Origin of the sequence: Nocardia sp. NPDC024068 (assembly GCF_040638875.1) — a bacterium.
Taxonomy (GTDB): domain Bacteria; phylum Actinomycetota; class Actinomycetes; order Mycobacteriales; family Mycobacteriaceae; genus Nocardia.
In genome coordinates this window covers 37053-63925 of the sequence record NZ_JBEZYU010000029.1, presented here as the reverse complement: position 1 = coordinate 63925, position 26873 = coordinate 37053, and the positions used below count along the sequence as shown (strand labels likewise).

General features: G+C 69.6%; 23 protein-coding genes and 1 pseudogene. 20 read left to right on the top strand and 4 right to left on the bottom strand.

Going from position 1 to position 26873, the window contains the following annotated elements; all coding sequences use genetic code 11:
* Window positions 1-436 precede the first annotated feature (436 nt).
* Window positions 437-2005 carry a signal recognition particle protein gene (gene ffh / locus AB0F41_RS20900; RefSeq protein WP_357426190.1) on the top strand — a complete coding sequence of 523 codons (1569 nt, stop codon included), beginning with the start codon at window positions 437-439 and terminating at the stop codon, window positions 2003-2005.
* Window positions 2006-2099: 94 nt separating this feature from the next.
* Here the strand turns inward: ffh and AB0F41_RS20895 are convergent, their stop codons facing one another.
* Complete coding sequence (locus AB0F41_RS20895; protein ID WP_357426188.1) at window positions 2100-3977, bottom strand: VWA domain-containing protein; 1878 nt, start codon at window positions 3975-3977, stop codon at window positions 2100-2102.
* A 76-nt stretch (window positions 3978-4053) separates the two neighbouring features.
* Window positions 4054-5940, bottom strand: a complete 1887-nt coding sequence (locus AB0F41_RS20890) for a VWA domain-containing protein (protein WP_357426186.1) — start codon at window positions 5938-5940, stop codon at window positions 4054-4056.
* 342 nt (window positions 5941-6282) lie between these two features.
* Between AB0F41_RS20890 and rpsP the strand changes: the two genes are divergently transcribed.
* From rpsP to trmD, 4 genes are read left to right on the top strand one after another with little or no spacing between them, the layout of a single operon-like run.
* Window positions 6283-6726 carry a 30S ribosomal protein S16 gene (rpsP, locus tag AB0F41_RS20885; protein WP_357426184.1) on the top strand — a complete coding sequence of 148 codons (444 nt, stop codon included), beginning with the start codon at window positions 6283-6285 and terminating at the stop codon, window positions 6724-6726.
* A complete protein-coding gene (locus tag AB0F41_RS20880; RefSeq protein WP_063041718.1) occupies window positions 6726-6968 on the top strand; it encodes an RNA-binding protein in 243 nt (80 codons plus the stop codon). Before rpsP ends, AB0F41_RS20880 begins: the two co-directional genes overlap by 1 nt.
* Complete coding sequence (gene rimM / locus AB0F41_RS20875) at window positions 6969-7493, top strand: ribosome maturation factor RimM (protein WP_357426182.1); 525 nt, start codon at window positions 6969-6971, stop codon at window positions 7491-7493.
* 13 nt (window positions 7494-7506) lie between these two features.
* On the top strand, window positions 7507-8193 hold the full coding sequence (trmD, locus tag AB0F41_RS20870) for a tRNA (guanosine(37)-N1)-methyltransferase TrmD (RefSeq protein ID WP_357426180.1): 687 nt from the start codon (window positions 7507-7509) through the stop codon (window positions 8191-8193).
* A gap of 19 nt (window positions 8194-8212) precedes the next feature.
* Here trmD and AB0F41_RS20865 read toward each other — a convergent pair whose 3' ends face one another.
* On the bottom strand, window positions 8213-9064 hold the full coding sequence (locus AB0F41_RS20865; RefSeq protein ID WP_357426178.1) for a LuxR C-terminal-related transcriptional regulator: 852 nt from the start codon (window positions 9062-9064) through the stop codon (window positions 8213-8215).
* A 90-nt stretch (window positions 9065-9154) separates the two neighbouring features.
* On the opposite strand from AB0F41_RS20865, the gene AB0F41_RS20860 reads away from it, so the two are divergent.
* The 13 genes and pseudogenes from AB0F41_RS20860 to AB0F41_RS20800 all read left to right on the top strand — a co-directional run bounded on the left by AB0F41_RS20860 (window position 9155) and on the right by AB0F41_RS20800 (window position 22621).
* Complete coding sequence (locus AB0F41_RS20860) at window positions 9155-10786, top strand: AMP-binding protein (protein WP_357426176.1); 1632 nt, start codon at window positions 9155-9157, stop codon at window positions 10784-10786.
* 221 nt (window positions 10787-11007) lie between these two features.
* Window positions 11008-13476, top strand: coding sequence for a Tex family protein (locus AB0F41_RS20855; RefSeq protein WP_357426206.1), 2469 nt, complete (start codon window positions 11008-11010; stop codon window positions 13474-13476).
* 28 nt (window positions 13477-13504) lie between these two features.
* Window positions 13505-14458 carry a hypothetical protein gene (locus tag AB0F41_RS20850; protein ID WP_357426174.1) on the top strand — a complete coding sequence of 318 codons (954 nt, stop codon included), beginning with the start codon at window positions 13505-13507 and terminating at the stop codon, window positions 14456-14458.
* A 128-nt stretch (window positions 14459-14586) separates the two neighbouring features.
* Entirely contained in the window at window positions 14587-14928 is a 342-nt protein-coding gene (rplS, locus tag AB0F41_RS20845; protein ID WP_030521783.1) for a 50S ribosomal protein L19, read from the top strand.
* A 134-nt stretch (window positions 14929-15062) separates the two neighbouring features.
* On the top strand, window positions 15063-15830 hold the full coding sequence (gene lepB, locus AB0F41_RS20840; protein ID WP_357426204.1) for a signal peptidase I: 768 nt from the start codon (window positions 15063-15065) through the stop codon (window positions 15828-15830).
* Between the two features lie 43 nt (window positions 15831-15873).
* Window positions 15874-16590: a ribonuclease HII gene (locus AB0F41_RS20835; protein ID WP_357426202.1), complete on the top strand. Its 717-nt coding sequence runs from the start codon at window positions 15874-15876 to the stop codon at window positions 16588-16590.
* A 126-nt stretch (window positions 16591-16716) separates the two neighbouring features.
* Entirely contained in the window at window positions 16717-17022 is a 306-nt protein-coding gene (locus AB0F41_RS20830) for a DUF2469 domain-containing protein (RefSeq protein WP_011210678.1), read from the top strand.
* Window positions 17023-17244: 222 nt separating this feature from the next.
* Complete coding sequence (locus AB0F41_RS20825; RefSeq protein WP_357426172.1) at window positions 17245-17601, top strand: YraN family protein; 357 nt, start codon at window positions 17245-17247, stop codon at window positions 17599-17601.
* Window positions 17601-19105: pseudogene (locus AB0F41_RS20820) on the top strand (YifB family Mg chelatase-like AAA ATPase). Before AB0F41_RS20825 ends, AB0F41_RS20820 begins: the two are co-directional and overlap by 1 nt.
* Window positions 19102-20292, top strand: coding sequence for a DNA-processing protein DprA (dprA, locus tag AB0F41_RS20815; RefSeq protein ID WP_357426170.1), 1191 nt, complete (start codon window positions 19102-19104; stop codon window positions 20290-20292). The pseudogene AB0F41_RS20820 and the gene dprA overlap by 4 nt, the downstream one beginning before the upstream one ends.
* A 105-nt stretch (window positions 20293-20397) precedes the next feature.
* Complete coding sequence (locus AB0F41_RS20810; RefSeq protein ID WP_357426168.1) at window positions 20398-21321, top strand: tyrosine-type recombinase/integrase; 924 nt, start codon at window positions 20398-20400, stop codon at window positions 21319-21321.
* A gap of 161 nt (window positions 21322-21482) precedes the next feature.
* Window positions 21483-21869 carry a DUF202 domain-containing protein gene (locus tag AB0F41_RS20805; RefSeq protein ID WP_357426166.1) on the top strand — a complete coding sequence of 129 codons (387 nt, stop codon included), beginning with the start codon at window positions 21483-21485 and terminating at the stop codon, window positions 21867-21869.
* A gap of 11 nt (window positions 21870-21880) precedes the next feature.
* Window positions 21881-22621: a GatB/YqeY domain-containing protein gene (locus tag AB0F41_RS20800; protein WP_357426164.1), complete on the top strand. Its 741-nt coding sequence runs from the start codon at window positions 21881-21883 to the stop codon at window positions 22619-22621.
* Between the two features lie 229 nt (window positions 22622-22850).
* Here AB0F41_RS20800 and AB0F41_RS20795 read toward each other — a convergent pair whose 3' ends face one another.
* The gene (locus tag AB0F41_RS20795) at window positions 22851-23339 is read right to left on the bottom strand and encodes a M23 family metallopeptidase (RefSeq protein WP_357426200.1); all 489 of its coding nucleotides are present in this window, start codon (window positions 23337-23339) and stop codon (window positions 22851-22853) included.
* A 1705-nt stretch (window positions 23340-25044) separates the two neighbouring features.
* Here AB0F41_RS20795 and rpsB point away from each other — a divergent pair.
* Window positions 25045-25899 carry a 30S ribosomal protein S2 gene (gene rpsB / locus AB0F41_RS20790; RefSeq protein ID WP_357426162.1) on the top strand — a complete coding sequence of 285 codons (855 nt, stop codon included), beginning with the start codon at window positions 25045-25047 and terminating at the stop codon, window positions 25897-25899.
* Window positions 25900-26048: 149 nt separating this feature from the next.
* On the top strand, window positions 26049-26873 hold the full coding sequence (tsf, locus tag AB0F41_RS20785; protein ID WP_357426160.1) for a translation elongation factor Ts: 825 nt from the start codon (window positions 26049-26051) through the stop codon (window positions 26871-26873).

Here is a 26873-nt window from a genome sequence, read left to right as displayed (position 1 = left end):
GCGCAGCCACGAGTCTCGAGGGCTGACAGCAGACGCTCAGGGGGCCGAACCCCGCGCGCGCCAGCGCGCCAATAAACACAGCACCTTGGCGGGTGGGGCCGTCTTCCTCACCTTGGCGGGTGGGGCCGTCTTCCTCACCTTGGCGGGTGGGGCCGTCTTCCTCACCTTGGCGGGTGGGGCTGCCTTCCTCACCTTGGCGAGCAAGGTCTCCTCCTCACCTCGGGGGGCAAGGTCTCCCCCCACCTTCACGACCAAGCCCGCCCGAACACCCGAGCAGGTCCCGCGATCATGTAAGTGCTCAAAGCCCGCAACCCACGCCCCGGCAACCGCGCGCAACCGCACATCTCGGGTCGATAGTCGCTGGCTGCGCGCGGTACACAGCGCGCGACCGTTACCCTGGGCTCAGTGATGTAACTCGAGATCAGGAGCTCACCAGGTGTTCGAATCCCTATCAGACCGGTTGACCGGTGCCCTGAAGGATCTTCGCGGTAAGGGTCGCCTGTCGCCGGCGGATATCGACGCCACCTGCCGGGAGATCCGGTTGGCGCTGCTGGAAGCCGATGTCGCGTTGCCTGTCGTCCGCGGTTTCATCGGCAGTATCAAGGAGCGGGCCAAGGGCGCGGAGGTCTCCGGCGCCCTCAACCCGGCGCAGCAGGTCGTCAAGATCGTCAACGAGGAACTCGTCGGGATCCTCGGTGGGGAGACGCGGCGGCTGACGCTCGCCAAGACGCCGCCGACGGTGATCATGCTCGCCGGTCTGCAGGGTTCCGGTAAGACGACACTGGCCGGAAAGCTCGCCAAATGGCTGCGTGACCAGGGGCATCAGCCGCTGCTGGTGGCCTGCGATCTGCAGCGTCCCGGTGCGGTGACCCAGCTGCAGGTGGTCGGTGAGCGGGCCGGTGTCGCGGTGTTCGCGCCGCATCCCGGCACCTCGATCGGCGGTGGCGACAACGCACTCGGCATCACCGCGGCCGATCCGGTCGCGGTGGCCGAATCCGGTATCGCCGAGGCCCGGGCCAAACAGTACGACGTGGTGATCGTCGATACCGCGGGCCGGCTCGGTATCGACGCCGAGCTGATGGCGCAGGCCGCCGGGATCCGTGACGCGGTGAATCCCGACGAGACGCTGTTCGTACTCGACGCCATGATCGGCCAGGACGCGGTCTCCACCGCCGAGGCGTTCCGGGACGGCGTCGGCTTCACCGGTGTCGTGCTCACCAAGCTCGACGGTGATGCTCGCGGTGGTGCGGCACTGAGCGTGCGTAATGTCACGGGTGCGCCGATCATGTTCGCCTCCACCGGCGAGAAGCTCGAGGATTTCGACGTTTTCCATCCCGACCGGATGGCCAGTCGCATCCTCGGCATGGGCGATGTGCTCACCCTCATCGAACAGGCCGAACAGGTCTACGACGCGCAGCAGGCCGAGGAGGCCGCGCGCAAGATCGGCAGTGGTGAGCTCACCCTCGAGGATTTCCTCGATCAGATGCTGGCCATCCGGAAGATGGGTCCCATCGGCAACTTGCTCGGGATGCTGCCCGGCGCCGGGCAGATGAAGGATGTCCTGGCCCAGGTCGACGATAAGCAGCTCGACCGGGTCCAGGCCATCATCCGCGGTATGACCCCCGCCGAGCGGGATAACCCGAAGATCATCAACGCGTCCCGCCGGCTGCGTATCGCCAACGGTTCGGGTGTACAGGTCTCCGATGTCAACCAGCTCGTCGACCGGTTCTTCGAGGCCCGCAAGATGATGGCCGCGATGGGCCGGCAGATGGGGATGCCCGGCGGCAACCGGCGCAGCAAGAACCGCAAGGGCGGTAAGAAGGGCAAGAAGGGCGGGCGCGGGCCCACTCAGCCGAAGCTGCGCGGCGGCTTCCCCGGGATGCCGGGAATGCCCGCGGGTGGCGGCGGTATGCCGGACCTGTCGGGTATGCCGCCCGGGCTCGATCAGCTGCCGCCCGGCCTGGAGAACTTCGATATCTCCAAGTTCAAGTTCCCGGACAAGTAACCCCCGGTACCGGGCAGCGGGCGGGTGGCCCGATCCCGCCGGACCCGGGCGCCCGCCTGCCGCTTCGGCAGGACAGGCGCCCGGGCGGACGAGATCAGCGGGTGCGGCGGCGGATCAGGAAGACGACCAGCGCTGTCCCGGCGACGAGTACGACGGCGACGAGCCCTGCCGCGAGCCCGACCACGGTTGATATGCCGTCGTCGGTGCGGTCCGCATGGTCATCCGGATTTCCCGCGGCGAGGGGTTTGGAATCCCCGCCGAACGTCTCGTCACTCGCGGTGTCGCCCGCATAGCCGGGCCCGGGTTCGGGTTCACCGGCGATATCGACTTCCAGCTCGATGGGCACCGGCGCGGTCTTCTCCGTCGGACTCAGTTTGACCGCGATGTAATACGGGCCCGCCACGGCTTGGCCGGCGATATCCGTGTCCGCGGCTTCTCTGTTCAGGTACCGGATCGGCGCGGTCGCGAGGGCCGAGTCGTGGGACGGCAGTATCTGTTCGCTGCCGGTGTAGGCCATGGTGTCGAAGTCGATCTTCTCGCGGTACGGGTTGAAAAGCGTGGTGGTGATATTGGAGGTGTATTCGCTACCCCGCTCCGGCGTCTCGGCGAACCGGACCCGATACGCCAGGCCCTGACCCCAGTCGAGTTGCACCCGGTAGAAGACGAATTCGCCGCGTTGCAGGGTATCGGTGTAGCGGCCGGTTCCCGGCAGCTGCGCGGCGATATTGAACGAGCCGCCGCCGACGACGGGTACCACCGGTCCGTCCGGGGCGGTGAACTCCACCGGGGGCGCCGGGGCGGGGCCGGGATCGGCGACCTTCGGCTCCACTCCGACGGACAGCTCGACCGGAAGTCGCGGCGGCGCGCTATCGGAGGCCAGCGCCCAGTCCAGCGCGAAATAATAGCGCCCGCCACCGCGGCAGCCATCGGTGGCAGGACTGCCGGTGCGCGATTCCGCCGCACCTTTCCAGACGCTGCCTACCGTCAGTGCCACACCGTCGCCACTGCGGGTGGACAGTTCTTTTTCTTCGAAATGGCAATCCTGGCCGTCGGCGCCGTACACCCGGAGATCGAGTCTTTCGTTCGAGTCCAGGGAGCCGTCCGTGAGCGGAAACGACACGGTGCCGGTGAAATACGCGGTGGCGCCCTCGGGAACATCCACGGCGTAGTACTGCGGTTTCCGCTTTTCCAGGATATCCAGGTACTGCCCGGGTGTGGCGACCGGAGCGTCCCGGTAGGCCGGAGTACCGGCGATCGGGGTGCCGGTCGCGGCGTAGGTACGCAGCGCGACGGCACTGACGCGGGGTAGTACCTGCGCGAGGGCTCTGCCGTCGGCGGCGTCGGTGTAGGTGCCGCCGGTGGTCTGGGCGATACAGGTCAGCTGGGCGCGTGACGGGTCGTCGACACCGAACCCGATCGCGTGCACCATGATCTCGGCGCCCTGGGCGCTGAGCTCACGGGCGATATCGCACGGATCCGGCGGTGCGCAGGTGTCCAGTCCGTCCGAGACCAGCACGATCGAGCGCGGCCCCTCCTGGGGGAGTGCCGCGGCCGCGGTACGCAGGGAGGTGCCGATGGGTGTGTATCCGCGCGGGACGATCTGGTCGCTCGCCGCGATCAGCGCCGGTTTGTCGATGGTGTCCGCCGGGCGGAGGACCTTGACGTCCTGGCAGCCCGCGGCCTTCTCCGCATCCGAGTTGCCGGTGGCGGTGCCGTAGGCGGTGAGCCCGACCTTCGCGGCGTCCGGGGCCGCGGTGACGAAACTCCGGACGGCGTTCTTGGCCGCGTCCATTTTGGTGCCGCCGCTGGGATCGGCCGCCAGCATCGAGCCGGACGCGTCCACGACCAGCATCGTCGGTGCGTACTCGGTTCCCTGCTGCTGCGGTGGCTGCGCGACCGCGGGCGCGGCGACCGGCACGAGGCCGATCACCGCCGCCATGACGGCCACCAGGGCCCGGATAGAAGTCGACACGCGGTGGGTCCTTCCCCTTGATCGTCCGGCCGGTGCGGCCGGACCCGGAAAACTTCGGCGCGAGGGTGGGATTCGCTCAGCGCCTTCCACGTCGGCGGGTGAGCAGGACGACCGCGATCACGACCAGGACGATCCCGGCGCCGACGGCGGCGGCGACCCATACCAGCGGCGAACTTCCCGAGTCCGTTCCGTCCGGAGCCGCTTCGTTCGCCGCGGCCGGTTTCGCGTTGTCACCGAAGGTTCCGGTGCTATTCGTGCCGTCCTGGTAGCGGGGTCCGGGCTCCCGATCGCCGGAGATATCGATCTCCAGCTCGACCGGCACCGGTGGCGCGACGCCTTCGTTGTTCGGGCCGACCTTGACCGCGATGTAGTAGTACCCGGCCACCGCCTGCTCCGCGATCTTGCTGTCGTCCGCCGCCCTGTTCAGGTACCGGATCGGTGCGGTGGCGAGCGCGGGCTCGTTGGTGGGGAGGGTGTTCTCGGGTCCGCTGTAGGAGGTGAAATCGTCGTCGAGTTCCTTGCGGCTCGGGGCGTACAGGGTGGTGGTGATGTTGGAGAGGTTTGCCAGGCCGCCTCCGGGTGTCTCACCGAAGCGGACCCGGTACGCCAGGCCCTGACCCCACCCGAGTTCCACCCGGTAGAAGACGAACTCACCGCGCTGCAGGGTATCGCCGTACCGGCCGGCTCCCGGCAGCGTCGTGGCGACATTGAACGAACCTCCGCCGACGACCGGCGCCACCGGTCCGGTGGGTTCGGTGAAGGTCACCGGGGTCGGGTCGGGTGCGGGGCCCGGATCGGCTACGGCGGGCTCGATACCCACCGCCAGTTCGACCGGTAACCCACTCGGGGCGCCGTCGGCGACATGCGCCCATTCGAGAGTGAAGTAGTAGCGGCCGCCACCTATGCATTTATCGTGCGCGGCGACGCCGTTCGCGGCCGCGGCGGCGCCCTCGAATCTCGAGGCCACCGTCAGTGCCACGCCGTCGGTCGAGCGGGTGGCCAGTTCGTTCTCGTAGACGTAGCAGTCCTGGCCGTCGCGGCCGTACACCCGCAGGTCGAGCCGGTTGTTCGCCGTTGCGGCGTCTGCGCCGCCGCGCGGGAACGAGACGGTGCCGCTGAAATAGGCGGTGGCGCCGTCGGGAACATCCACGGCGTAGTAGCGGGCCTTCTTCTGGTCGAGGACGTCGAGATACTGCCCCGGTTCCGCGACCGGGGCGTCCCGGTGATCCGGAGTGCCCGCGATCGGGGTGCCGATCGCGGAGTAGGTGCGCAAGGCGGTCGCGGTGACCCGGGGTAGCACGCGTTCCAGCGCTTTACCGTCCACCGCGTCGGTGTAGGTACCGCCCGTGGTCTGGGCGATGCAGGTCAGCTGTACCCGTGACGGGTCGTCGACACCGAACCCGATCGCATGCACCACGATCTCGTTGCCCTGGGCGCTGAGCTCCCGGGCGACCTCGCACGGATCGGGTGGCGCACAGGTGTCCAGGCCGTCGGATACCAGCACGATCGATCGCGGACCGGATTGCGGGAGCGCGCCCGCCGCGGTGCGCAGCGCGGTACCGATGGGGGTGTAGCCGCTGGGGGTGATCGAGTCCGCCGCCGCCGTCAGTGCCGGTTTGTCGATCGTCCCGGCCGGGTGCAGCACCTTGACGTCCTGGCAGCCGGCGGCCTTCTCCGCGTCCGAGTTGCCGGTGCCGGTGCCGTATGCGGTGAGGCCGACATTCGAGGTGTCCGGTGCGGCGGCGACGAAGGACCGGACGGCGTTCTTGGCCGCGTCCATCTTGGTGCCGCCGCCGGGGTCGGGCGCCGCCATCGACCCGGAGGCGTCCAGGACCAGCATGGTCGGTGCGTACTGCGGGTTCTGCTGCTCGGGAGAGTCCTGGGCGAGGGCCGGGACAGCGACCGGGACCAGGCCGATCACCCCTGCGGCGACGGCGGCAAGGGCTCTGTTCAACAATGACACGACCTAGGTACTCCCGTTCAACCCTGTCGCATCCTGTTCAACGCGACCCGTGGGACGCTACGCAGGCCGCCGGGCGGGTGCCAACAGCACGGGCTCCCCGGCTACGGGACGAGGCGCCGCCCGCACCCCGAATTCGGACCGGCCGGCCGCGCCGTCCGGTAGCTGATTTCCGAGGTGGGCGGGCCGTCTGGCAGAATGATCGACCGTCCTGCTGGACAGTGTCAGCCCGTCTCCGGTTACGTACCGCGCGGCGGTCACACACTTCATTCGCAAAACCGGGCTCACGAGACCGCGTGAGTCGCTGAATTGCGCCGTGACCACTATGAAAGGCAGATCAGCAGCATGGCTGTTCGCATCAAGCTCACCCGTATGGGCAAGATCCGCAACCCGCAGTACCGCGTCGTCGTCGCGGACGCCCGCACCCGCCGTGACGGCCGGGCCATCGAGTCCATCGGCAAGTACCACCCCAAGGAAGAGCCCTCGCTGATCGAGATCAACTCGGAGCGGGCGCAGTACTGGCTGGGTGTCGGCGCGCAGCCGACCGAACCGGTGCAGCGGCTCCTGGAGATCACCGGCGACTGGCAGAAGTTCAAGGGCCTGCCGGGCACCGAGGGCACCCTCAAGGTCGCCGAGCCGAAGCCGTCCAAACTGGACCTCTTCAACGCCGCGCTGGCCGCCGCCGACAACGAGCCGGTCGCCGAGGCCGTGACCCCGAAGAAGAAGGCCAAGAAGGACAAGGAAGAGGACGCCGCCGAGGCGACCGAATCCGCCGAGGCCGCCGAGTAATGAGCGTCGTCGTCGCCGATGCCGTAGAGCACCTGGTTCGCGGCATCGTCGCCAATCCGGAGGATGTCCGCGTCGAGCTGATCACCGGCCGTCGCGGACGTACCGTCGAGGTGCATGTGCACCCCGATGATCTCGGTAAGGTCATCGGCCGCGGCGGTCGTACCGCGACCGCGCTGCGTACCCTCGTCGCCGGGATCGGCGGCCGGGGTATCCGGGTCGACGTGGTCGATACCGATCAGTAGATGGAACTCGTGGTGGGCCGGGTCGCCAGATCGCACGGTGTGCGCGGCGAACTGGTCGTCGAGGTCCGCACCGACGAACCCGAGGCCCGTTTCGCGCCCGGGGTGACGTTGCGGACCCGCGCACCGCGTAGCAAGGAAGTCCGCGACTTCACCGTGGAGTCGGCCCGGGAACACTCGGGCCGGCTTCTGGTGCAGCTGGCCGGTGTCGTCGACCGCACCGCCGCGGACGCCCTGCGTGGGGCCCTGTTCCTGGTGGACAGCGACGAGCTGGGCCCGTCGCAGGATCCCGACGAGTTCTACGATCACCAGCTCGAGGGCCTGAACGTGACCCTCACCGACGGCACCGCGGTCGGTACCGTCACCGAGGTCCTGCATTCGGCCGCCGGTGAACTGCTCTCGGTCCGGGCCGCCGCGGACGGCCGCGAGATCCTGATCCCGTTCGTGACCGCGATCGTCCCCACGGTCTCGCTCGCCGAACGGCTGATCGTGGTCGATCCACCCGAAGGGCTACTGGATCCCGAATGAGGCGGTCGGCGTCATGAGAATCGACGTGGTCACCATCTTCCCCGAGTACCTGGACCCGCTGCGCACCGCGCTCCTGGGCAAGGCCATCGACAAGGGCGTGCTCACGGTCGATGTGCACGATCTGCGGCACTGGACCCACGACGTGCACAAATCCGTTGACGACTCCCCGTACGGCGGCGGGCCGGGCATGGTGATGAAACCCACCGTCTGGGGCGACGCCCTCGACGCGGTGTGCCCGGACGACGCGCTGCTGGTGGTTCCCACCCCGGCCGGTGTGCCCTTCACTCAGGAGACGGCCCGGCGCTGGGCCGATGAGCGGCATCTGGTGTTCGCCTGCGGGCGCTACGAAGGTATCGACCAGCGGGTATTCGAGGACGCGGCGCGCCGGGTGCGGGTCGAGGAGGTCAGCATCGGCGATTACGTCCTGATCGGCGGGGAGGCGGCGGTGCTGGTGATGACCGAGGCCGTGGTCCGGTTGATCCCGGGTGTGCTGGGCAATCAGTTGTCCCACGAACAGGATTCCTTCTCCGACGGCCTGCTCGAAGGCCCCAGCTATACGCGCCCGGTGACTTGGCGCGGACTGGACGTACCGCCGATCCTGCTCTCGGGCGATCACGCCAGGGTCGAAACCTGGCGTCGCGAACAATCCCTGATCCGCACCCGTGCACGCAGGCCGGATCTGGTCCCGGACGACGACTGACGCGACCGGCCCACGCCTCTCAGGGGATCAGGCCCAGCCGCCGAGCGGCGACGACGGCCTCGTGCCGGGAACGGACGCCGAGTTTGTGCATGGCGCTGCGCAGATAGCTCTTCACGGTTTCGGCGCCGACGCAAAGTCGTTGCGCGGCTTGCTGATTGGAACAACCCAGCGCTATCTGCAGCAGGACATCGGTTTCCCGGCGGGAGAGCCGGGGCGCGCCCGATACCGGTTCGCCGGTCAACGCCCGGGTCAGTCTTTCACCCAGGGCGCGCAATTCGTCCCGCAGCGCCCCGCCGGGCGCGGCCTCCGCGAGCGCCCGCAGCTCGGCCTGCACCGCCCGTAATTCCTCGGTCGCCGCGGCGTCGGCGGCGGGCTGCGGTGCCGCGGCCTCCATCAGGCGCAACCGCCGATCGACCTCGTCGCGGACCGTGATCTCGGTGGCCAGGCGACGGCCCGCGAGCAACAGCGCGTCGGCCGCCCGATCGCCGATCGGGCCGACCCCGCGACTGGCCGCGTACAGCACCGCCCGCGCCCGGCCGGCCACCACCACCGGCACCGCCACCACCGAACGGATCCCCTCGCCGAGCACCGGGCCGTCGTAGTGATGGGTGATCGACATCGCGCTGCGGTAATCGGCGACCGAGGCCGGGCGGCGGCTGTCGAGCACCTGGCCACCCAAACCCGACGCGCGGGTCACCGACAGTCCGCGTAATCCCGGGGTACGCACCCCGGAGAACTCGGTGAGCCGCAGGGTATCGGCGCGCACTTCGCCGCCGAACAGCACCGGTACGCCGATGGTCGGGGACAGGCGCCGGATCTCGGCGCGGAGGGCGTCGCCGTCGCGGGGACGCAGCAGGGGAGTCGCGCTCAACGATGTCACCCCTTTTCGGGGGTAGTGCCGGAATGAGTGTGACCTACATCCTATGGCAACACCGGATGCCGACGATCGAGGAGATACGAGATGGGCGCCCACCCGAACGTGCGAGTGCGCGAACTGCTGGACTCCTACGACCATGCCGACGCCTGTGCCGCGTATCTGCTGTGCGACCGGCACCCGGCCGAGGACGTCGCGTTCACGGTGATCGACGAGGATCTGTCGGCCGTCGACCTGACCTACGGTGAGCTGCGGGAACGGTCGCGACGCTGTGCCGCCGCGCTGGCCGGCCTCGGGGTGGGCCCAGGAGACCGGGTGGCCACACTGATGGCGAAATCCGCGGATCTGGTGGTGGTGCTACTGGGTCTGTGGCGCTGCGGTGCCGTTCACGTTCCGCTGTTCACCGCCTTCGCTCCGCCCGCGATCGCGTTCCGGCTCCGGGCGAGCGACACCTCGGTCGTCGTCGCGGACCCGGATCAGGCCGTCAAACTGGCGCCGGGTGGTGATCTTCCCGCCGATCCGCCCTGGCAGACCATCGTCGCCGGCGATACGGCGCTACCGGGCGCCCTGCGGCTGGATGACCTGCTCGCCGCCGCGGGTGCCGCCGCGCCGCCGGCCATCGTCGGTGGGGACGGACTGCTGGTCCAGCTGTTCACCAGCGGTACGACCGGAACTCCCAAGGGGGTGCCGATCCCGGTGCGTGCCCTGGCGGCGTTCCACGCCTATCAGGAGTTCGCCCTCGACGTGCGGCCCGAGGACGTGTTCTGGAATGCCGCCGATCCGGGCTGGGCCTACGGCCTCTACTACGCCATCCTGGGCCCGCTCGTCTCCGGAACGCGCAGCCTGCTCCTGCACGCGGGCTTCGCGCCGGAGCTCACCTGGCGGGTTCTGGAGCGTTTCGGGGTCACCAACTTCGCCGCCGCCCCGACCGTCTACCGGTCGCTACGCGCCGCGGGGCCCGCGGGCACCCCGATCCGGCTGCGCCGGGCCTCGTCCGCGGGGGAACCGCTGACACCCGAAGTGGTCGCCTGGTCGGCCGACGCGCTCGGGGTCGCGGTCCGCGATCACTATGGGCAGACCGAACACGGCATGGTGATCTGCAATGCCTGGCACGACGATCTGAACGTCGAGGCGCCCGGCGGTTCGATGGGCCGGTCGCTCCCCGGGTGGGAGTGCGCGGTACTCGCCGACGACGCCGATACCGAGGCGCTGCCCGGGCAACTCGGCCGGATCGCCATCGATACCGAACGCAGCGCGCTGCTCTGGTTCCTCGGCTACCTGGACGCACCCGAGCAGAGCGCCTCCCGCTACACCGCGGACGGCCGCTGGTATCTGACCGGCGATGCCGGATACCGGGACCCGGAGGGGTTCTTCCACTTCTCCGCCCGTGACGACGACGTGGTCATCATGGCCGGGTATCGGATCGGGCCGTTCGAGGTCGAGAGTGTGCTGGTGCTGCACGACGCGGTGGCCGAGGCCGCGGTCGTCGGCCTGCCCGACGAACTGCGCGGCGAGGTGCTGGAGGCGTTCGTGGTGCTGCGCGGGGGAATCGACGGCACCGAGGCGCTCGCCTCGGAACTGCAGACGCTGGTGAAGAAGAAATTCGCCGCGCACGCCTACCCGCGCCGCGTGCATTTCGTATCCACGCTGCCCAAGACACCCAGTGGCAAGGTGCAGCGATACCTGCTCCGGCAGCAGGGGCGGGTGGCGGCGGGGTGAGCGTGCGGTCGACGTGATCGCCGCGGCGCACCGGCCGCCGTGTGATCGCCGCCGGCGTACCGGCCCCGCGCGGTCGCCGCGGTGTAATGGGCACAGACCGGCTGTCGGCCGGCGGCGGTAGGGTGCGGGTCGTGACGACAGCGCCAGAGACCTCGGGTCCCGACACAACCCACACCGACTCGACACCGGGCCCCGATACCGCCCCGGCGGTATCGGCCACCGTGAGTCGCCGGATCGCCGATGAACTGGCGGTGCGGGAGAATCAGGTCCGGGCCGCCGTCGAACTGCTCGACGGCGGGTCGACCGTGCCGTTCATCGCGCGCTATCGCAAAGAGGTCACCGGCGGCCTGGACGACGCCCAGCTGCGTACCCTCGAGGAACGTATGCACTATCTGCGCGAACTCGACGAGCGTCGCGCCACCATCATCGAATCCATCCGCGGTCAGGGCAAACTCGACGACGCACTGCACAACCAGCTGCTCCTCGCCGAAACCAAGGCGCGGCTCGAGGACATCTACCTGCCCTACAAGCCCAAGCGCCGCACCAAGGCCCAGATCGCGCGGGAGGCCGGTCATGAGCCCGTCGCCGACGCGCTGCTCGGTGATCCGGACACCGATCCGGCCGGCTATACCGCCGAACAGCTCGACGGCGCGCGCGCGATCCTGGTCGAAAAGTTCGCCGAGGACGCCGATCTCGTGGGCGAACTGCGCGAACTCATGTGGAGTCGCGGCCGGGTCACCGCCGCGGTGCGCGCGGGTAAGGAGGAGGCGGGAGCGAAGTTCGCCGACTATTTCGAATTCGCCGAGGAGTTCTCCAGCCTGCCCTCGCACCGCATCCTGGCGCTGCTGCGTGGTGAGAAGGAAGAGGTGCTGAGCCTGCACCTCGATCCCGAACCGGCCGATTCCGAACTGGCCCCGGGCGAACGCAGTGTCTACGAGGCGCGGATCGCGCAGCGGTTCGCGATCGCCGATCAGGGCCGTGCGGCCGATGGCTGGCTGCTCGATACGGTGCGCTGGGCCTGGCGCACCAAATTGCAGGTCAGCCTCGGTATCGATAGCCGGATGCGGTTGCGGCAGGCCGCCGAACGCGATGCCGTCGACGTTTTCGCCACCAATCTGCGGGATCTGCTGCTCGCCGCGCCCGCCGGTACCCGCGCCACCATGGGCCTGGACCCGGGCTACCGCACCGGCGTCAAGGTCGCCGTGGTCGACGGCACCGGCAAGGTGGTCGCCACCGAGGTGATCTATCCGCACAAACCACAGAATCAGACCGAGAAATCCGTGGCGGTACTCGCCGCCCTGGTCGAGCGTTTCGGCGTGGAACTCATCGCCATCGGCAACGGCACGGCGTCCCGGGAGACCGATGCGCTCGCCGCGCAGCTGATCGAACGCATCCCGGAGAACAAGCCGACCAAGATCGTGGTGTCCGAGGCGGGGGCCTCGGTGTATTCCGCGTCGGCCTATGCCTCGCAGGAGCTGCCCGATCTGGATGTGTCGCTGCGCGGCGCGGTCTCCATCGCCCGCCGTCTGCAGGATCCGCTGGCCGAGCTGGTCAAGATCGAACCGAAATCCATCGGTGTGGGGCAGTACCAGCACGATGTTTCCGAAACACTGCTGGCCCGTTCGCTGGGCGCGGTGGTGGAGGACGCCGTGAACGCGGTCGGCGTCGATGTGAACACCGCATCGGTCCCACTGTTGTCGCGGGTCTCGGGGATCACCGGTTCGGTGGCGGAGAGCATCGTGGCCCACCGCGACGGCAACGGCCCGTTCCGCAGTCGTACCGCGCTGCTTGATGTTCCGCGGCTGGGGCCCAAGGCCTTCGAACAGTGCGCGGGCTTCCTGCGGATCCGTGCGGGCGACGACCCGCTGGACACGTCGGCGGTGCACCCGGAGGCCTATCCCGTGGTGCGGCGCATCCTGGACTCCACCGGTAGCGGTATCGCCGAGATCATCGGCAACGGCGCCGTACTGCGCACCCTGCGGCCCGCGGATTTCACCGACGAGACCTTCGGTGTGCCGACTGTCACCGACATCATCAGCGAACTGGAGAAACCCGGCCGGGATCCGCGTCCGGAATTCAAAACCGCGGAATTCGCCGCCGGTATCGAGAAGGTCGCCGATCTGCAGCCGGGCATGGTGCTCGAGGGCGTGGTCACCAATGTCGCGGCGTTCGGCGCCTTCGTCGATGTGGGCGTACACCAGGACGGTCTGGTCCATGTCTCGGCGATGTCGAAGAGCTTCGTGCGTGACCCCCGTGAGGTGGTCAAATCCGGTGACGTGGTCAAGGTGAAGGTGCTCGAGGTCGACCTCGCGCGACAGCGCATCGGATTGTCGCTGCGCCTCGACGACGAGCCCGGTGCCGGGAAACCCGAGCGTGGCCCCGGCGATCGCGGGCGCGGTCAGGGCGGTCCCGAGGGCGGCGATCGCGGCGGGCAGGGCCAGGGCCGGGGCGCGAAGAGCCGTGGCGGCCAGGGCAAGGGCGGCCGGGGCGCTGGTGGTCAGGGTAGCGGGGGTCAGAACAGTGGTGGCCAGAACAGTGGTGGCCAGGGCGGCGGTGGTCAGGGCGGCGGCGGAGCGCGCGGCGGAGGTCAGTCGCGCAATCGAGGCCAGGGACGTGACGGGCGGCGGGATAATGCACCTGTGAACGGCGCCATGGCCGACGCGCTGCGCCGGGCGGGTTTCGGGAAATAGACGGCTTCGAACCGAAGGGGGGCCGGATATGCGGGAGTGGATGTCGGAGGACGTGATCGCCGCGGGCCGGCTCCCGCTGCTGTGTTTCCTGTTCGGATTCATCATCGGATTCCTGGTGATCCGGGTCAGCGTCCGGCTGATCCGGGCCCAGGTGCGGTGGTGGCCGGGCAACCTGAAATCCGGCGGGGTGCATATCCACCACATGGTGTTCGGTGTGGTCATGGTGCTGATCTCCGGTATCGGGATGATCGCCGACGGCGGTGACAGCGGGACGGCGGTGGCCTCCGGGCTGGCGGCCGCCTTCGGAGTGGGGGCCGCGCTGGTCCTCGACGAATTCGCGCTGCTCTACTACCTGCGCGATGTGTACTGGGAGAAGCAGGGCCGCACTTCGGTGGACGCGGTATTCGTGGCGCTCGCGGTGACCGGTTTGCTGCTGCTGGGGTTCCACCCGCTGTGGCTGCTGGAGATCAACGGTCTGCGCGATCAGCCCGGCGCCTGGATTCGGGTCCTGGTCGTGGTGTTCGCGCTGGTGAACCTCGCGCTGGCCGCCGTGGTGATCGCCAAGGGCAAGATCTGGACCGGTCTGTTCGGCATGTTCTTCCTGCCGCTGCTGGTGGTCGGGGCACTGCGGTTGAGCCGTCCGGGAGCACCGTGGGCGCGCTGGCGTTACGGTCCCAGCCGACGGCGCCTGATGTACCGGGCGATCGTGCGTGAACGCCGATACCGCCGCCCCGTCATCCGGGCCAAGATCTTCGTCCAGGACCTGATCGCGGGAAAACCGGATGTCGAGCATGTACGGTCGGCGGCGGAAGAGGAGCTGGCCCGCCGGGTGATACCGGCGCCACCCGCACCGGCGCGGCATCATCCGTTGCTGCACGAACTGCATCTGCACCTGTGGTCGCACAGCGAGGACACCGATACGGCGGCGGCCACCGAGGACGCGCGCGAACGGACGGGGCCGGTTTCCGGAAGCGATCGCTGATCTGGCACAATGCTCGGGTTGCCCTGGGCGTGTATCAGGCCCCGGCGCATCCCACATTCGGAGCACGAACCGGTCGAGCGGTAGCGCCGCCAGGTTCCTCTGTTCGCGCGACCATCAGAAGGATGATCATGAACACCCTTGATTTCGTCGACGAGAGCTCGCTGCGCAGCGACGTACCCGACTTCCGGCCGGGTGACACCCTCAATGTGCACGTGAAGGTCATCGAGGGCTCGAAGGAACGTATCCAGGTCTTCAAGGGCGTCGTCATCCGGCGCCAGGGCGGTGGCATCCGCGAGACCTTCACCGTCCGCAAGGTGTCGTTCGGTGTCGGTGTCGAGCGCACCTTCCCGGTGCACAGCCCCACCATCGATCACATCGATGTGGTGACCCGCGGTGACGTCCGCCGCGCGAAGCTGTACTACCTGCGGGAGCTGCGCGGCAAGGCCGCCAAGATCAAAGAGAAGCGCTGACCTGCTCTTCCCCGCCGCGGTGCGCGTGCCACGATGCACGGCGATGACCTCGGCGAATTGCACTTGTAGCCCGGTGCCGCGTATCCGTTGCGGCGCCGGGCTACGCTGTTCGCGTGGCAGACGATAGGTGGTCGGTGTCGGGGTCCGAATCGGCGGACAGGCAGCCGGGGAGACGTCGGGCGCGACGGCCCGTCAAAGCGAAGAAGCAGCGGCCTTTCTGGCAGGAGCTGCCCATTCTGCTCGTCATCGCCGCCATCATCGCCGCCCTCATGGTTACTTTCGTGGGACGGCCCTATGTCATCCCCTCCCAGTCGATGGAACCCACGCTGCACGGTTGCGCCGGCTGCACCGGTGACCGGATCTATGTGCAGAAGGTGAGCTACTACTGGAGTGAGCCGAAGCCCGGCGATGTGGTGGTTTTCGTGGGGCCGCCGTCGTGGAACGGCCACTACCGCTCGATCCGCTCGGACAATCCGGCGATGCGCGGGGTGCAGAATTTCTTCTCGTATTTCGGCCTGGTGCCCCCCGATGAGAACGATCTGGTGAAACGCGTGATCGCGGTCGGCGGGCAAACGGTCGAATGCTGCGACGACCAGGGCCGGGTCATGGTCGACGGGGAACCGCTGAACGAGCCGTACGTCGAAGACGACTACCCGTGGATGCCGGGACAGCAGAACGCCTCCTATCCCGTGGGCCGGGTCTTCGGACCGGTGACCGTGCCCGAGGGCAACCTGTGGGTGATGGGGGACAACCGCAACGAATCCGCCGATTCGCGCGCCCATATCGGCGACGAGCTGCAGGGCACCGTGCCGGTCGCCAACATCCGCGGCAAAGCCGTGTTCAAGATCTGGCCGCCGGGTCGGATCGGGCCGATCGAGGGAGTGGATCCGCAGGAGAAGTGAGCCGGGGACGCATCGAGTGGGTACGAACGCAGGAACGAAACCGATACGGGACGGGAACTGGCCGCCGCGGGTGGTGATGCGCCGCGCCGCCGGGCTGCGCACGCTGGAATCGGCGCTGCACCGCAGTGGTCTCGGGCCGGTCGCCGGAGTAGACGAGGCGGGTCGCGGGCCCAGTGCGGGACCGCTGGTGGTGGCCGCGTGCGTGCTCGGGCCGAAGGCCCACAACTCGCTGGCCGGACTCGACGATTCCAAGAAGCTGGCCGAGGCGACCCGTGAAGCCCTCTATCCGGTGATCACCCGGCTGGCCGTGGCCTGGTCGGTGGTGGTGGTACCGGCGGCGGAGATCGATGCCATCGGCATCCATGTGGCCAATATCGAGGGTATGAGGCGCGCCGTCGCCGGCCTCGGTCTCACGCCGGGCTATGTGCTCACCGACGGTTTCCGGGTGCCCGGGCTGCCGGCGCCCTCGCTACCGATCATCGGGGGAGACGCGAGCGCGGCGTGTATCGCGGCGGCGAGCGTTCTGGCCAAGGTCACCCGGGACCGGATGATGGTCGAACTGGATCAGCGGTTACCCGGCTACGGGTTCGCCGAGCACAAGGGCTACAACACGCCGCGGCACGAGGAAGCGCTGCGCAGGCTCGGACCCTGCCCGGAACACCGCCGGTCCTGGCGCAATGTCCGGGACTGCGCCGTACCGGCGCCCACTGCCGCGGAACTGCTGGCGGAGGTCACCGCAGGCTCGGGCGGCGCGGCCTGACCGGGTCGAGCGGCGGTCGCCGTCCCGTGGCGACCGGCCGCGGTGTAGCCCACGGTGACACGCCCGGGCGGTATGAGCGATGATGTCAACACACGCAATGCGGCGAGAAGGAGGACGTTCCACCAGATGAGTGCCGAGGACCTCGAGAAATACGAAACCGAGATGGAGCTCTCCCTCTACCGGGAGTACAAGGACATCGTCGGTCAGTTCTCGTACGTGGTGGAAACCGAACGTCGCTTCTATCTGGCCAATTCGGTGGAACTGCGGCCGCAGAACGCCGACGGCGAGGTGTACTTCGAAGTACGGATGAGCGACGCCTGGGTCTGGGATATGTACCGCCCGGCGCGGTTCGTGAAGCATGTCCGGGTGATCACCTTCAAGGATGTCAATATCGAGGAGCTGGAGAAGCCCGACCTCCGTCTGCCCGAATAAGCGGTCGATCTCCGGCACTGCCGCACCGGTCCCCACTGTGGAGCGGGAGAAGTGCGGTGGAGACCGGGCGCCGGTAGACCCCAGCCGCCCGGCCGGGGCAGCTCACAGGCATCGATCCGGCCCGGCCGAGTTGTTGTCCACAGGGGCGGGGTTATCCACAGGGTCCTCGTTTCCGCAGGTCGTGTCTCAGGGCGGTCCCGATACCGGGCCGATGCTGGGCGGGTGGCACACAACACGGCGCTCGGCGCACAAGGGGAGGAACTGGCGGCGCATTATCTGCGATCCGCCGGTATGGAGATCGTCTGCCGCAACTGGCGGTGCCGGTACGGCGAACTGGACCTGATCGTCCGGGACGGGGGAACCACCGCGTTCGTCGAGGTGAAAACCCGGTCGGGGATCGGCTTCGGCATCCCCGCCGAGGCCGTCACCTTCCAGAAGCGGCAGCGTATCCGCCGCCTGGCCCTGCTGTGGCTGGCCGAGCAGGAGGGCCCCTGGCGGCGGATCCGCTTCGATGTGGTGTCGGTCCTGCTGCCCCGCGGCGGCGAACCGGTGATCGACCATCTGCCGGCGGTGTTCTGATGCCGCTCGGGAGGGCCTGCTCGATCGCGGTGCGCGGGATCGACGGGCAGGTGGTGGAGATCGAGGCCGATATCGGACAGGGGTTGCCGTCGGTGCACCTGGTGGGCCTGCCGGATACCTCCCTACAGGAATCACGGGACAGGGTTCGCGCGGCGGTGGCCAATACCGGCGAGAAATGGCCCGACGGACGGGTGATCCTGGCCCTCTCCCCGGCGACCCTGCCGAAGGTCGGCTCGGTCTACGATCTGGCGCTGGCCGTGGCAGTTCTCGACGCTGCCGATATCGTGCCCTCCGGACGGCTGGCCGGGACGGTCCTGCTGGGCGAACTCGCGCTGGACGGCAGGCTGCGACGGGTCCGGGGCATCCTGCCCGCCGTCCTGGCGGCGCGGGGCGCGGGGCGCAAGGTGGCGGTGGTTCCGGCGGAGGCACTGCCCGAAGCCGGGCTGGTGGCGGGCATCCGGGTCCTCGGAGCGCCGACGCTGCGGGCCACACTCGACTGGTTGCGCGGGGAAGGCGAACTCGCCGAATCCGGCGCGGCCCTCATCCGGCAGATGCCTCCGGCCGGAGATCTGGCCGATGTCGCCGGTCAGCAGGAGGCCCGATGGGCCCTCGAGGTCGCCGCCGCGGGCGGACACCATCTCCTGTTCACCGGAGCGCCGGCATCGGGAAGACCATGCTCGCGCAGCGGTTGCCCGGGGTGCTGCCGCCGTTGTCGGAGGACGAGGCGCTGGAGGTCACCGCGATCCATTCGGTGGCCGGCATCCTCTCCGACGATCAGCCGCTGATCACCACCCCGCCGTTCGTCGCGCCCCATCATTCGACCTCGGTGAGCGCGATGGTCGGCGGCGGCTCGGGCGCGGCCCGGCCCGGCGCGGTGAGCCGCGCGCATCGCGGAGTGCTGTTTCTGGACGAATGCGCCGAGGTCGGGGCGAAAGTCCTGGAGGCTTTGCGCACACCCCTCGAGGAGGGCGAGGTACGAATCGCCCGGCGCGACGGGGTCGCCCGGTATCCGGCTCGATTCCAGCTGATGCTGGCCGCCAATCCGTGCCCCTGCGCCCCGGCGCGGGAGGTGGACTGTATCTGTGCGCCACTGACCAGGCGGCGCTATCTCGGCAAACTGTCCGGTCCGCTGATGGACCGGATCGATATCTGGATGCAGATGCATCCGGCGGGCCCCGGATTGACGGCGGGCGAGTCGGAGAGCAGTGCCGCCGTGCGCGAACGGGTCACCGCGGCACGGGAGGTCGCTGTCGCCCGCTGGCACGAATACGGGTGGCGGACCAACGCCGAGGTACCGGGCCACGCTCTGCGCCGCCGGTTTCCACTACCGAGCGGGACAACGGCCCCGGTGGAGGCGGCCTTGCGGATGGGCCGGATCTCCGCGCGGGGTGCCGACCGCGCGCTGCGGGTCGCTTGGACGATATGCGATCTGCGGGGTGGCGGTGAACCGACGGCGCACGATGTGATGCAGGCGCTGAACTTCCGGCAGCGGGGTGCGCAATGAGCGCCGCTGTCGGATCGCCGGGAGCGCAGGGGGCCGCCGGTGAATCCGAGGAGCGGCAGCTCGCCTGGGCCTACCTGTCCCGGGTGGTGCTCGGACCATGTCCCGCGCTCAGCGCGCTGATCGATTCGGTGGGGGTACGGGAGGCCGCCCGGGCGGTCCGGGAGAGTTCGCTACCGGAGGTCTTGCGCGCGGCGACCGAGCACCGCCGTGAGCTCGACCTGGCCGCCCGGGATATCGAGACGATGCAGGGGCTCGGCGGGCGGCTCGTGACCCCGGACGATCCGGAATGGCCCGCCTGGCGGATCCTCGGACTCGCCCAACTGACACCCGGCCGCGATCCGGACGGCGCCGTACCGCTGGTGCTCTGGGTGCGGGGCGACCGGTGTCTTGCCGAACTCACCGAACGGGCACTGGCTGTGGTCGGGGCCCGTTGCAGCACCGGTTACGGCGACCGGGTCACCGGAACGATCTGCGGCGAACTGGCGGCCAACGGCTGGACGATCGTTTCCGGCGCGGCGTTCGGTATCGACGGTATGGCCCATCGCGCGGCGCTGGCCGTCGGCGGCGCCACCATCGCCGTGCTGGCCTGCGGTACCGACCGGCCGTACCCGGCCCAGCACGACCGTCTCCTCGCCCGAATCGCGGAAACCGGCCTGGTCATCAGCGAGTATCCGCCGGGTACGCCCGCCCGCAAACATCATTTCCTCGCCCGTAACCGCTTGGTGGCGGCCCTGTCCGATGCCGTGCTGGTGGTGGAGGCCGGAGTCCGCAGCGGTGCCCGCAACACGGTGAAATGGGCTCGCCGGATCGGCCGGCCGGCGCTGGCCGTGCCCGGGTCGGTCGATTCGGCGGCGTCGGCGGGTTGCCACCGGATGATCCGCGACGGAGAAGCTGTGCTGGTCGGCGGCGTCGACGATGTCGTCGCCGAAGCCGCGCCCCTGCACCTGCCGCTCGCGGCCGGGCCACAGGGCTGGCCGGCGGCTCGGCTCGGGACGGTGGAGGCCCGCGTCTACGCGGCGCTGCCCGCAGCGGGCGGCCGCTGGCCGCACCAGCTCTGCGCGGAGACGGGGTTGGCGCCGGGTGAGGTCCGGGCGGCACTGGCCGCGCTCGATCTGTCGGATTCCGCACGCTGCGGGGGAGAGGGTTGGTTCCGGACCGAGCACACCGCGGCCTCGTCTCCGGAGTGAGTTCTCGGTAGGCGCCGCCGGGGAATGCGATGCGTGCGTCCGGCTTTCCCGGTGATATCCGCGCGGGGGCTTGCGGTAGCGGAGGCGGCGGGTGACGGTGGAGCCGTGGCGGAGTTACCCCAGGACCTGGAAGCGTTGCTCACCGAGTACGGGAGACATCTCCGGCTCGGGCGGAACCGGTCGGCGCATACGGTCCGGGCCTACCTGGGGGACGCTCGATCGCTGCTGGCGCATCTGGTCGGGCGCACCCCCGATGCGTCGGTCGCCGAACTCGATCTCCCCACCCTGCGTGCCTGGCTGGCATTGCACGCCGATCGGGGGGCGGCCCGGACCAGTACCGCGCGCCGGGCGTCGGCGGCCCGGGCCTTCACCGCGTGGCTCACCCGGACCGGGCGGCTCACCGTGGACCCGGGGCTACGGCTCGCGGCGCCGAAGGCGCATCGAAGCCTGCCCGCCGTACTGGGTCAGGAGCAGGCCGGACGAGTCCTGGGCGCGGTGGAATCGGGGGCCGCTCAGCGGGATCCGATGGCCCTGCGGGATCGGCTCGTCATCGAACTGCTGTACGCCACCGGCATCCGGGTCAGCGAACTGTGCGGCCTCGATATCGACGATCTCGACCGGGAACGTCACCTCGTCCGGGTGCTCGGCAAGGGGAACAAGGAACGGTCCGCGCCGTTCGGAGGGCCCGCCGACCACGCGATCCAGGAATGGCTGACCTACGGTCGCCCGCTGCTGGCCGCTCCCGATTCCGGCCGCGCGCTGCTGCTGGGGCGGCGCGGGCGGCGGCTGGATCAACGGCAGGCGCGCAGCGTCGTCCACGCGGCGGTATCGGCGATACCGGGGACCGCGGATATGGGTCCGCACGGGCTGCGGCACACCGCGGCGACCCATCTGCTGGAAGGCGGCGCCGACCTGCGGATCGTGCAGGAACTACTGGGGCACGCCAGTCTGGCGACGACTCAGCTCTACACCCATGTCTCCGTCGACCGCCTCCGGAAGGCGCACGACCAGGCCCATCCCCGGGCCTGAACGGGTGGGTGCCGCCGCGGCCGGGCCCGGATCGCGGCGCGCACCCGGCGGCGTACCGCGATGACCCACGGTGGCGTTAGGCTGACCAGCGGATCCGTCCAACTGTGACCGGCCGGTGGCTCGGAGGTGAGCGTGCAGACCACGATCGGCGCGGGCGCCGGATGAGCCCGCGAGACCTCGGGTCCCCGGAGCCCGGCCGCGATGAACCGCAGGCCGAGCGCCCGGTGCTCGTGGACTACCGGTTCACCCTGGCCAACGAGCGCACGTTCCTGTCGTGGATACGTACCGCACTGGGGTTGCTGGCGGGTGGGGTCGCTGTGCACGCGGTGGTGCTGGAGCAGTGGGAGGGAAGTTTCCGGACGGCACTGGCGGTGAGTTGTCTGCTGCTGTCGCTGCTGGTCGCCACCGGCGCCTATCTGCATTGGCGGCGTATCCGTGCCGCCATGCACGCGGGCCGGCCGTTACCCGGGACCGTGCTCGTGCCCCTGCTGTCCGCCGGGACGGCGTTCGTGGCCGCGCTGGCCTGCCTCGCCGTCCTGCTGCACTGAGGTCGCGGACAGTGGTCGATCCCCTCGAACTACGGCTGGCGGCGGAACGCACGGCGCTGTCCTGGCGGCGGACCTGCCTGGGTGCGGTGGCCGTCGGCCTCCTGCTTTTGCGCACGGTTCTCGAAACGGGCTGGACCGCCGCTGCGCTTGCTCCCGGTATCGCCTGTCTGGTCCTGCTCCTGGTTGCCGCGCTGGGGTATCGGCGCAATCTGCTGCTGCGGCATGCCGAGGCCGGTTCGGCGGGACCGACGATCCGCTGGGTCACCGTGTCCGTGGTGGTGGCGGTTCTGGTCACCGTGGGCTTCACCGTCACCACGTCGGGACCGACCCGCCCGGACACTCGCTGGACTGCGCCGGCCGACGCGGTCTACGTTCCGGCCATGGCCGCTGAAACGCCCGGGACGGCCGAGGGAACCTCGGTGCGCGACAGGCTGCGCGCGGCCCTGACGGTCGCGATGCGGGCCCGCGATCGGGGGACGACCGCACTGCTGCGCTCGACGCTCGCGGCGATCGACAACGCGGAGGCCGTCGACATCGGCGAACATCGCGCCTCGGCCATCGAAGCGGCTCCCACGGGTCCGGCCGCCGCGGAGGTCCCGCGCAGGCACCTCACCGAGGCCGATATCGCCGCCCTCGTGCGCTCCGAGATCGCCGACCGCCTGACCGCCGCGGGCGAATACGACACCGCGGGTCGCGGCGACCGCGCCGCCGAACTCCGCGCCGAAGCCGCCACGCTCACCACCTTCCTCTGATCCGGCGGCCGAGACCGTGCGATCCGGTGATCGGACCGGCGTGAACCACCGATCATCAGGTCGAGGTCGAGGTCGAGGTCGAGGTCGAGGTCGAGGTCACGTCTCGGCCAGGACGGTGGATCAACGGACTGGATCACCGCACGGCCTGCCACCGGTTCCGATTTCATCCGGACACTGCCGGCATCTCTCATGTGGACCCTGCCGTCATCCGGACACTGCGTCCCTGCTCTCATCCGGACGCGGGGTCCACCGGTTTCAGGCGGATCGGGGAGAGCTCCAGCAGACCGAGCGGATCGAGATATTCCCGGTCGCCGTGTTCGGTGCGTTCGCGGCGTAGCCCCCAGTGCAGGCAGGCCGCCGCGCCACAGCCCTCGTGCCCGTCCTTCAACACCCCGACAGGCGTACCGCGGCTCACCCTCCTGCCCACCGTCACCTCCGCTTCCACAGGTTCGTATGTGGTGCGCAGAGCGCCGTCGTGGGCGATCGACACCACCGGCTTTCCCGCCACCTCGCCGGCGAACACCACCACCCCCGGACCCGCGGCGTATACGGTCTGCCCCGGCGACCCGGCGAGATCGACGCCGCGATGCCCCGGCAGCCAGTCGTGTTCGGGCGGGTCGAACGGCCGCACGAGCGCCGGCCGCGGCCGCAGCGGCCAGCCGAAGGTGCCCTCCGGGACGGCGGCCGCCACCCCGGACGGCAGCACCGCGGACACCATCACAACCAACGCCGACCGCACCGCGAACGCCCGGCCGGGCGAACCCCCTCCTTTCGCCCGGCCGGACCGCGGGCGGGTCATCGGGTGCGAGCCGGGCAGGGGCAGGGTGTCGTCTCCCGCGGGGCGAGCCTGATCAGCGCCCGCACCAGATCGACCAGGAGCGGAACCACTCCACACAGCGTTCCGGTCGCGGAGCCGCGCTCCACACCCGAACCGGAGCCGTGCGCCACCCCCGAACCGGAGCCGGAGCCGCATCCGGCCGACCCCATCGATCCTCCGCCCCGAGCGGGACCGGGTGCCCGGCGTGGTCCCGGCGCCGCGGTGTTGTCCTTCACGGTGCGCGTCGGCTCCCCGGCGGCGGTGCGCGGCGGCCGACCCGATCGCGTCCCGGACATTTCGCCGGCCGACCGTTCCCTCCCTGCGATTCCGGCCGCACCGCCATCACCGACGACGACCGGGCCGCCCGCCCCTCCGTCGAATGCCGGTGCGGCGTGCGCGGTGAGCGTGGTTCCCGGGCCGAGCGGGATCGCCAGGAACACCGTTGTGAAGACAATGCCCCACAGCATCCCGGGTCGGTGGCGCGCCGAAGGTCGCTTTTCCGGACCGAGGTTGCGGTTGCGGAGCCGAGGCAGGACCGGTGCGGCACGGTCTCGAGGGCCGGGGCGGAGGATCGGATTCCGGCCGGGTGAACGCCGGGCTCGGCGGTCGGGAGCACTTCGGACCGGGGTGTGCCCGGGGAACGGCGTGGCGTGCGGCGGCACGCCGGGAAACCGGGTGGGCGGTCCGGAGATGAGCGGGTGCGATTCCGCTGTCGCGCGTCCGGGCTCCGCATCGGCGTGCCGGTGGCCGGGCGGGGAGCCGCGGTGATTCATTCTGCGTTCGTAACGGCGGGCCCGGCGTTCGACATCGCTCGGCCCCGCCGGGGCCACCGGTCCGGGATCGGGGCAGTGGCGGGACTCGGCCGGCGGCCGGTCTGCCACGGGAGCGCGGTGCGCCAAGGCAGCGGCGCGGGTGGTTCCGGCGCCCGGAACGTGGGCGTGACGAGGCGATGCCCGAGGCCGGAACAGGCCGCCGCGCGGGTCGGCCCGTCGCTCCGCCGTGCGCTGGGGCCACTCGCACGGCGCTCGCCGGGCCGCCGGCTCTGCGGCCGATGTGTCGCGGTGGCGGATCGTCGTATGTGGCCAGGGCGGCGGGGCGGATAGACGATCGCCGCGCGATGCGTCGGCAGGCCGTGTCCCGGTGGTGTCATCACAGGTCATATGCCGAGCCTGCCGGGGTGCACGGCGGGCCGGAACCCGCAATTCGGCAGCTGTGGATAACCCGCCTCTGTGAACAGAGAATATTTCACTCGACGGCTTCCGGCAGGTCGCCGGCGGCCGGTCCGACCGGCCGATTTCCGGTTCTCGCAACGCAGGTCGTAAACTGGCCGAGCGGTCTGTGTTCGCGCTGTACCCGTGTACGCACTGTATTCGTATTCATACGGTATTCGCGCACGCACCGACCGACTTCGCGCACCACCGTGCTTGTTCATCACGGCGCTGCTTGCCTCGTGCTCCTCCACGGAGCCGACGGTCGTCGGCGCAATTCCGGAACAGGGAACTCTCGGCTGGTCCCGATCGACGATCGGGCCCGAGCGTTCGTGGTGCCAGGGCAGCGGGCCGCCGGCCTGCTGCGACAACCGGCAACGAAAGAGAGTACGAGAGCCATGGCTGTCGTAACCATGAAGCAGCTGCTCGACAGCGGCGCGCATTTCGGGCACCAGACCCGTCGCTGGAACCCGAAGATGAAGCGGTTCATCTTCACCGACCGCAACGGCATCTACATCATCGATCTGCAGCAGACGCTGACCTACATCGACAAGGCCTACGAATTCGTCAAGGAGACCGTCGCCCACGGCGGCACCGTCCTTTTCGTCGGCACCAAGAAGCAGGCCCAGGAGTCCATCGCGGCCGAGGCCACGCGGGTCGGTATGCCGTATGTGAACCAGCGCTGGCTGGGTGGCATGCTCACCAACTTCTCCACCGTGCACAAGCGCCTGCAGCGCCTCAAGGAGCTCGAGGCCATGGAGCAGACCGGTGGCTTCGAGGGTCGCACCAAGAAGGAAATCCTCATGCTCACGCGTGAGATGAACAAGCTGGACCGGACCCTCGGTGGTATCCGCGATATGCAGAAGGTGCCCTCGGCCATCTGGGTCGTCGACACCAACAAAGAGCACATCGCCGTGGGCGAGGCCCGCAAGCTGAACATCCCGGTCATCGCCATCCTGGATACCAACTGCGATCCGGACCTGGTCGACTACCCGATCCCGGGTAACGACGACGCGATCCGCTCGGCCGCGCTGCTCACCAAGGTCGTCGCCTCCGCGGTGGCCGAGGGCGTGCAGGCCCGGGCCGGCCGGTCCGCGGGCGACGACAAGCCCGAGGCCGGCGCCGAGCCGCTGCCGGAATGGGAGCAGGAGCTGCTGGCGCAGGCCGCGCCGAGCGCCGACGCTCCCGCCGCCGACCCGGCCGCCGCCGAAGCTCCGGCGGAAGCTCCGGCCGAGACTCCGGCCGAGGCCTGAGTCGTCACCGCGCGTTCGGGCGGCGCTCACCGGCCACTGCCGAGGTGAGTGCCGCCCGAACGGAACTTTTCCACAGTGGTGGTCACGGCTCGTGGAGTCGTGACCACCACTGCCCGGTACCAGACTTTCTCGAAGGAGGCTCGCCCCCGATGGCGAACTACACCGCCGCTGACGTGAAGCGGCTGCGGGAGCTCACCGGCTCCGGAATGATGGACTGTAAGAACGCGCTGGTCGAGACCGAGGGCGATTTCGACAAAGCCGTCGAGCTGCTGCGCATCAAGGGCGCCAAGGATGTCGGCAAGCGGGCCGAGCGCACGACCGCGGAGGGCCTGGTCATCGCCAAGGACGGCGTGATGGTCGAAATCAACTCCGAAACCGATTTCGTGGCCAAGAACGCGGAATTCCAGGCGCTGGCCGATCAGATCGCCGCCGCCGCAGCAGCCGCCAAGCCCGCGGATGTGGACGCGCTCAAGGCCGTGCCCCTCGACGGCGGAACCGTCGACGAGGCGCTGCAGGCGCTGGCCGCCAAGATCGGCGAGAAGCTGGAACTGCGTCGTGTCGTCTCTCTGGACGGCCCGGTCGCGACCTACCTGCACAAGCGGGCGTCGGATCTGCCGCCGGCCGTCGGCGTGCTCATCGAGTACACCGGCTCGGGTGACGCTGCCGCCGAAGCCGCGCGGGCCGCCGCCATGCAGGTCGCCGCGCTGAAGGCCAAGTACGTCTCCCGGGACGAGGTGCCCGCCGATCTCGTCGAGAACGAGCGCCGTATCGCCGAGCAGACCGCTCGCGAGGAGGGCAAGCCCGAGGCCGCCCTGCCGAAGATCACCGAGGGCCGGGTCAACGGATTCTTCAAGGATGTCGTGCTGCTCGAGCAGCCGTCGGTCACCGACAACAAGAAGACCGTGAAGGCGTTGCTGGACGAGGCCGGTGTCACCGTCACCAAGTTCGCCCGCTTCGAGGTCGGCCAGGCCTGA

Coding starts and splice junctions, on each gene's coding strand:
- rimM (WP_357426182.1), top strand. CDS start 6,969: ATGGAACTCGTGGTGGGCCGGGTCGCCAGATCGCACGGTGTGCGCGGC.
- AB0F41_RS20860 (WP_357426176.1), top strand. CDS start 9,155: ATGGGCGCCCACCCGAACGTGCGAGTGCGCGAACTGCTGGACTCCTAC.
- AB0F41_RS20805 (WP_357426166.1), top strand. CDS start 21,483: ATGAGCCCGCGAGACCTCGGGTCCCCGGAGCCCGGCCGCGATGAACCG.
- trmD (WP_357426180.1), top strand. CDS start 7,507: ATGAGAATCGACGTGGTCACCATCTTCCCCGAGTACCTGGACCCGCTG.
- AB0F41_RS20830 (WP_011210678.1), top strand. CDS start 16,717: ATGAGTGCCGAGGACCTCGAGAAATACGAAACCGAGATGGAGCTCTCC.
- tsf (WP_357426160.1), top strand. CDS start 26,049: ATGGCGAACTACACCGCCGCTGACGTGAAGCGGCTGCGGGAGCTCACC.
- rpsP (WP_357426184.1), top strand. CDS start 6,283: ATGGCTGTTCGCATCAAGCTCACCCGTATGGGCAAGATCCGCAACCCG.
- rplS (WP_030521783.1), top strand. CDS start 14,587: ATGAACACCCTTGATTTCGTCGACGAGAGCTCGCTGCGCAGCGACGTA.
- AB0F41_RS20795 (WP_357426200.1), bottom strand. CDS start 23,339: ATGGTGTCCGCGGTGCTGCCGTCCGGGGTGGCGGCCGCCGTCCCGGAG.
- rpsB (WP_357426162.1), top strand. CDS start 25,045: ATGGCTGTCGTAACCATGAAGCAGCTGCTCGACAGCGGCGCGCATTTC.
- dprA (WP_357426170.1), top strand. CDS start 19,102: ATGAGCGCCGCTGTCGGATCGCCGGGAGCGCAGGGGGCCGCCGGTGAA.
- AB0F41_RS20880 (WP_063041718.1), top strand. CDS start 6,726: ATGAGCGTCGTCGTCGCCGATGCCGTAGAGCACCTGGTTCGCGGCATC.
- AB0F41_RS20850 (WP_357426174.1), top strand. CDS start 13,505: ATGCGGGAGTGGATGTCGGAGGACGTGATCGCCGCGGGCCGGCTCCCG.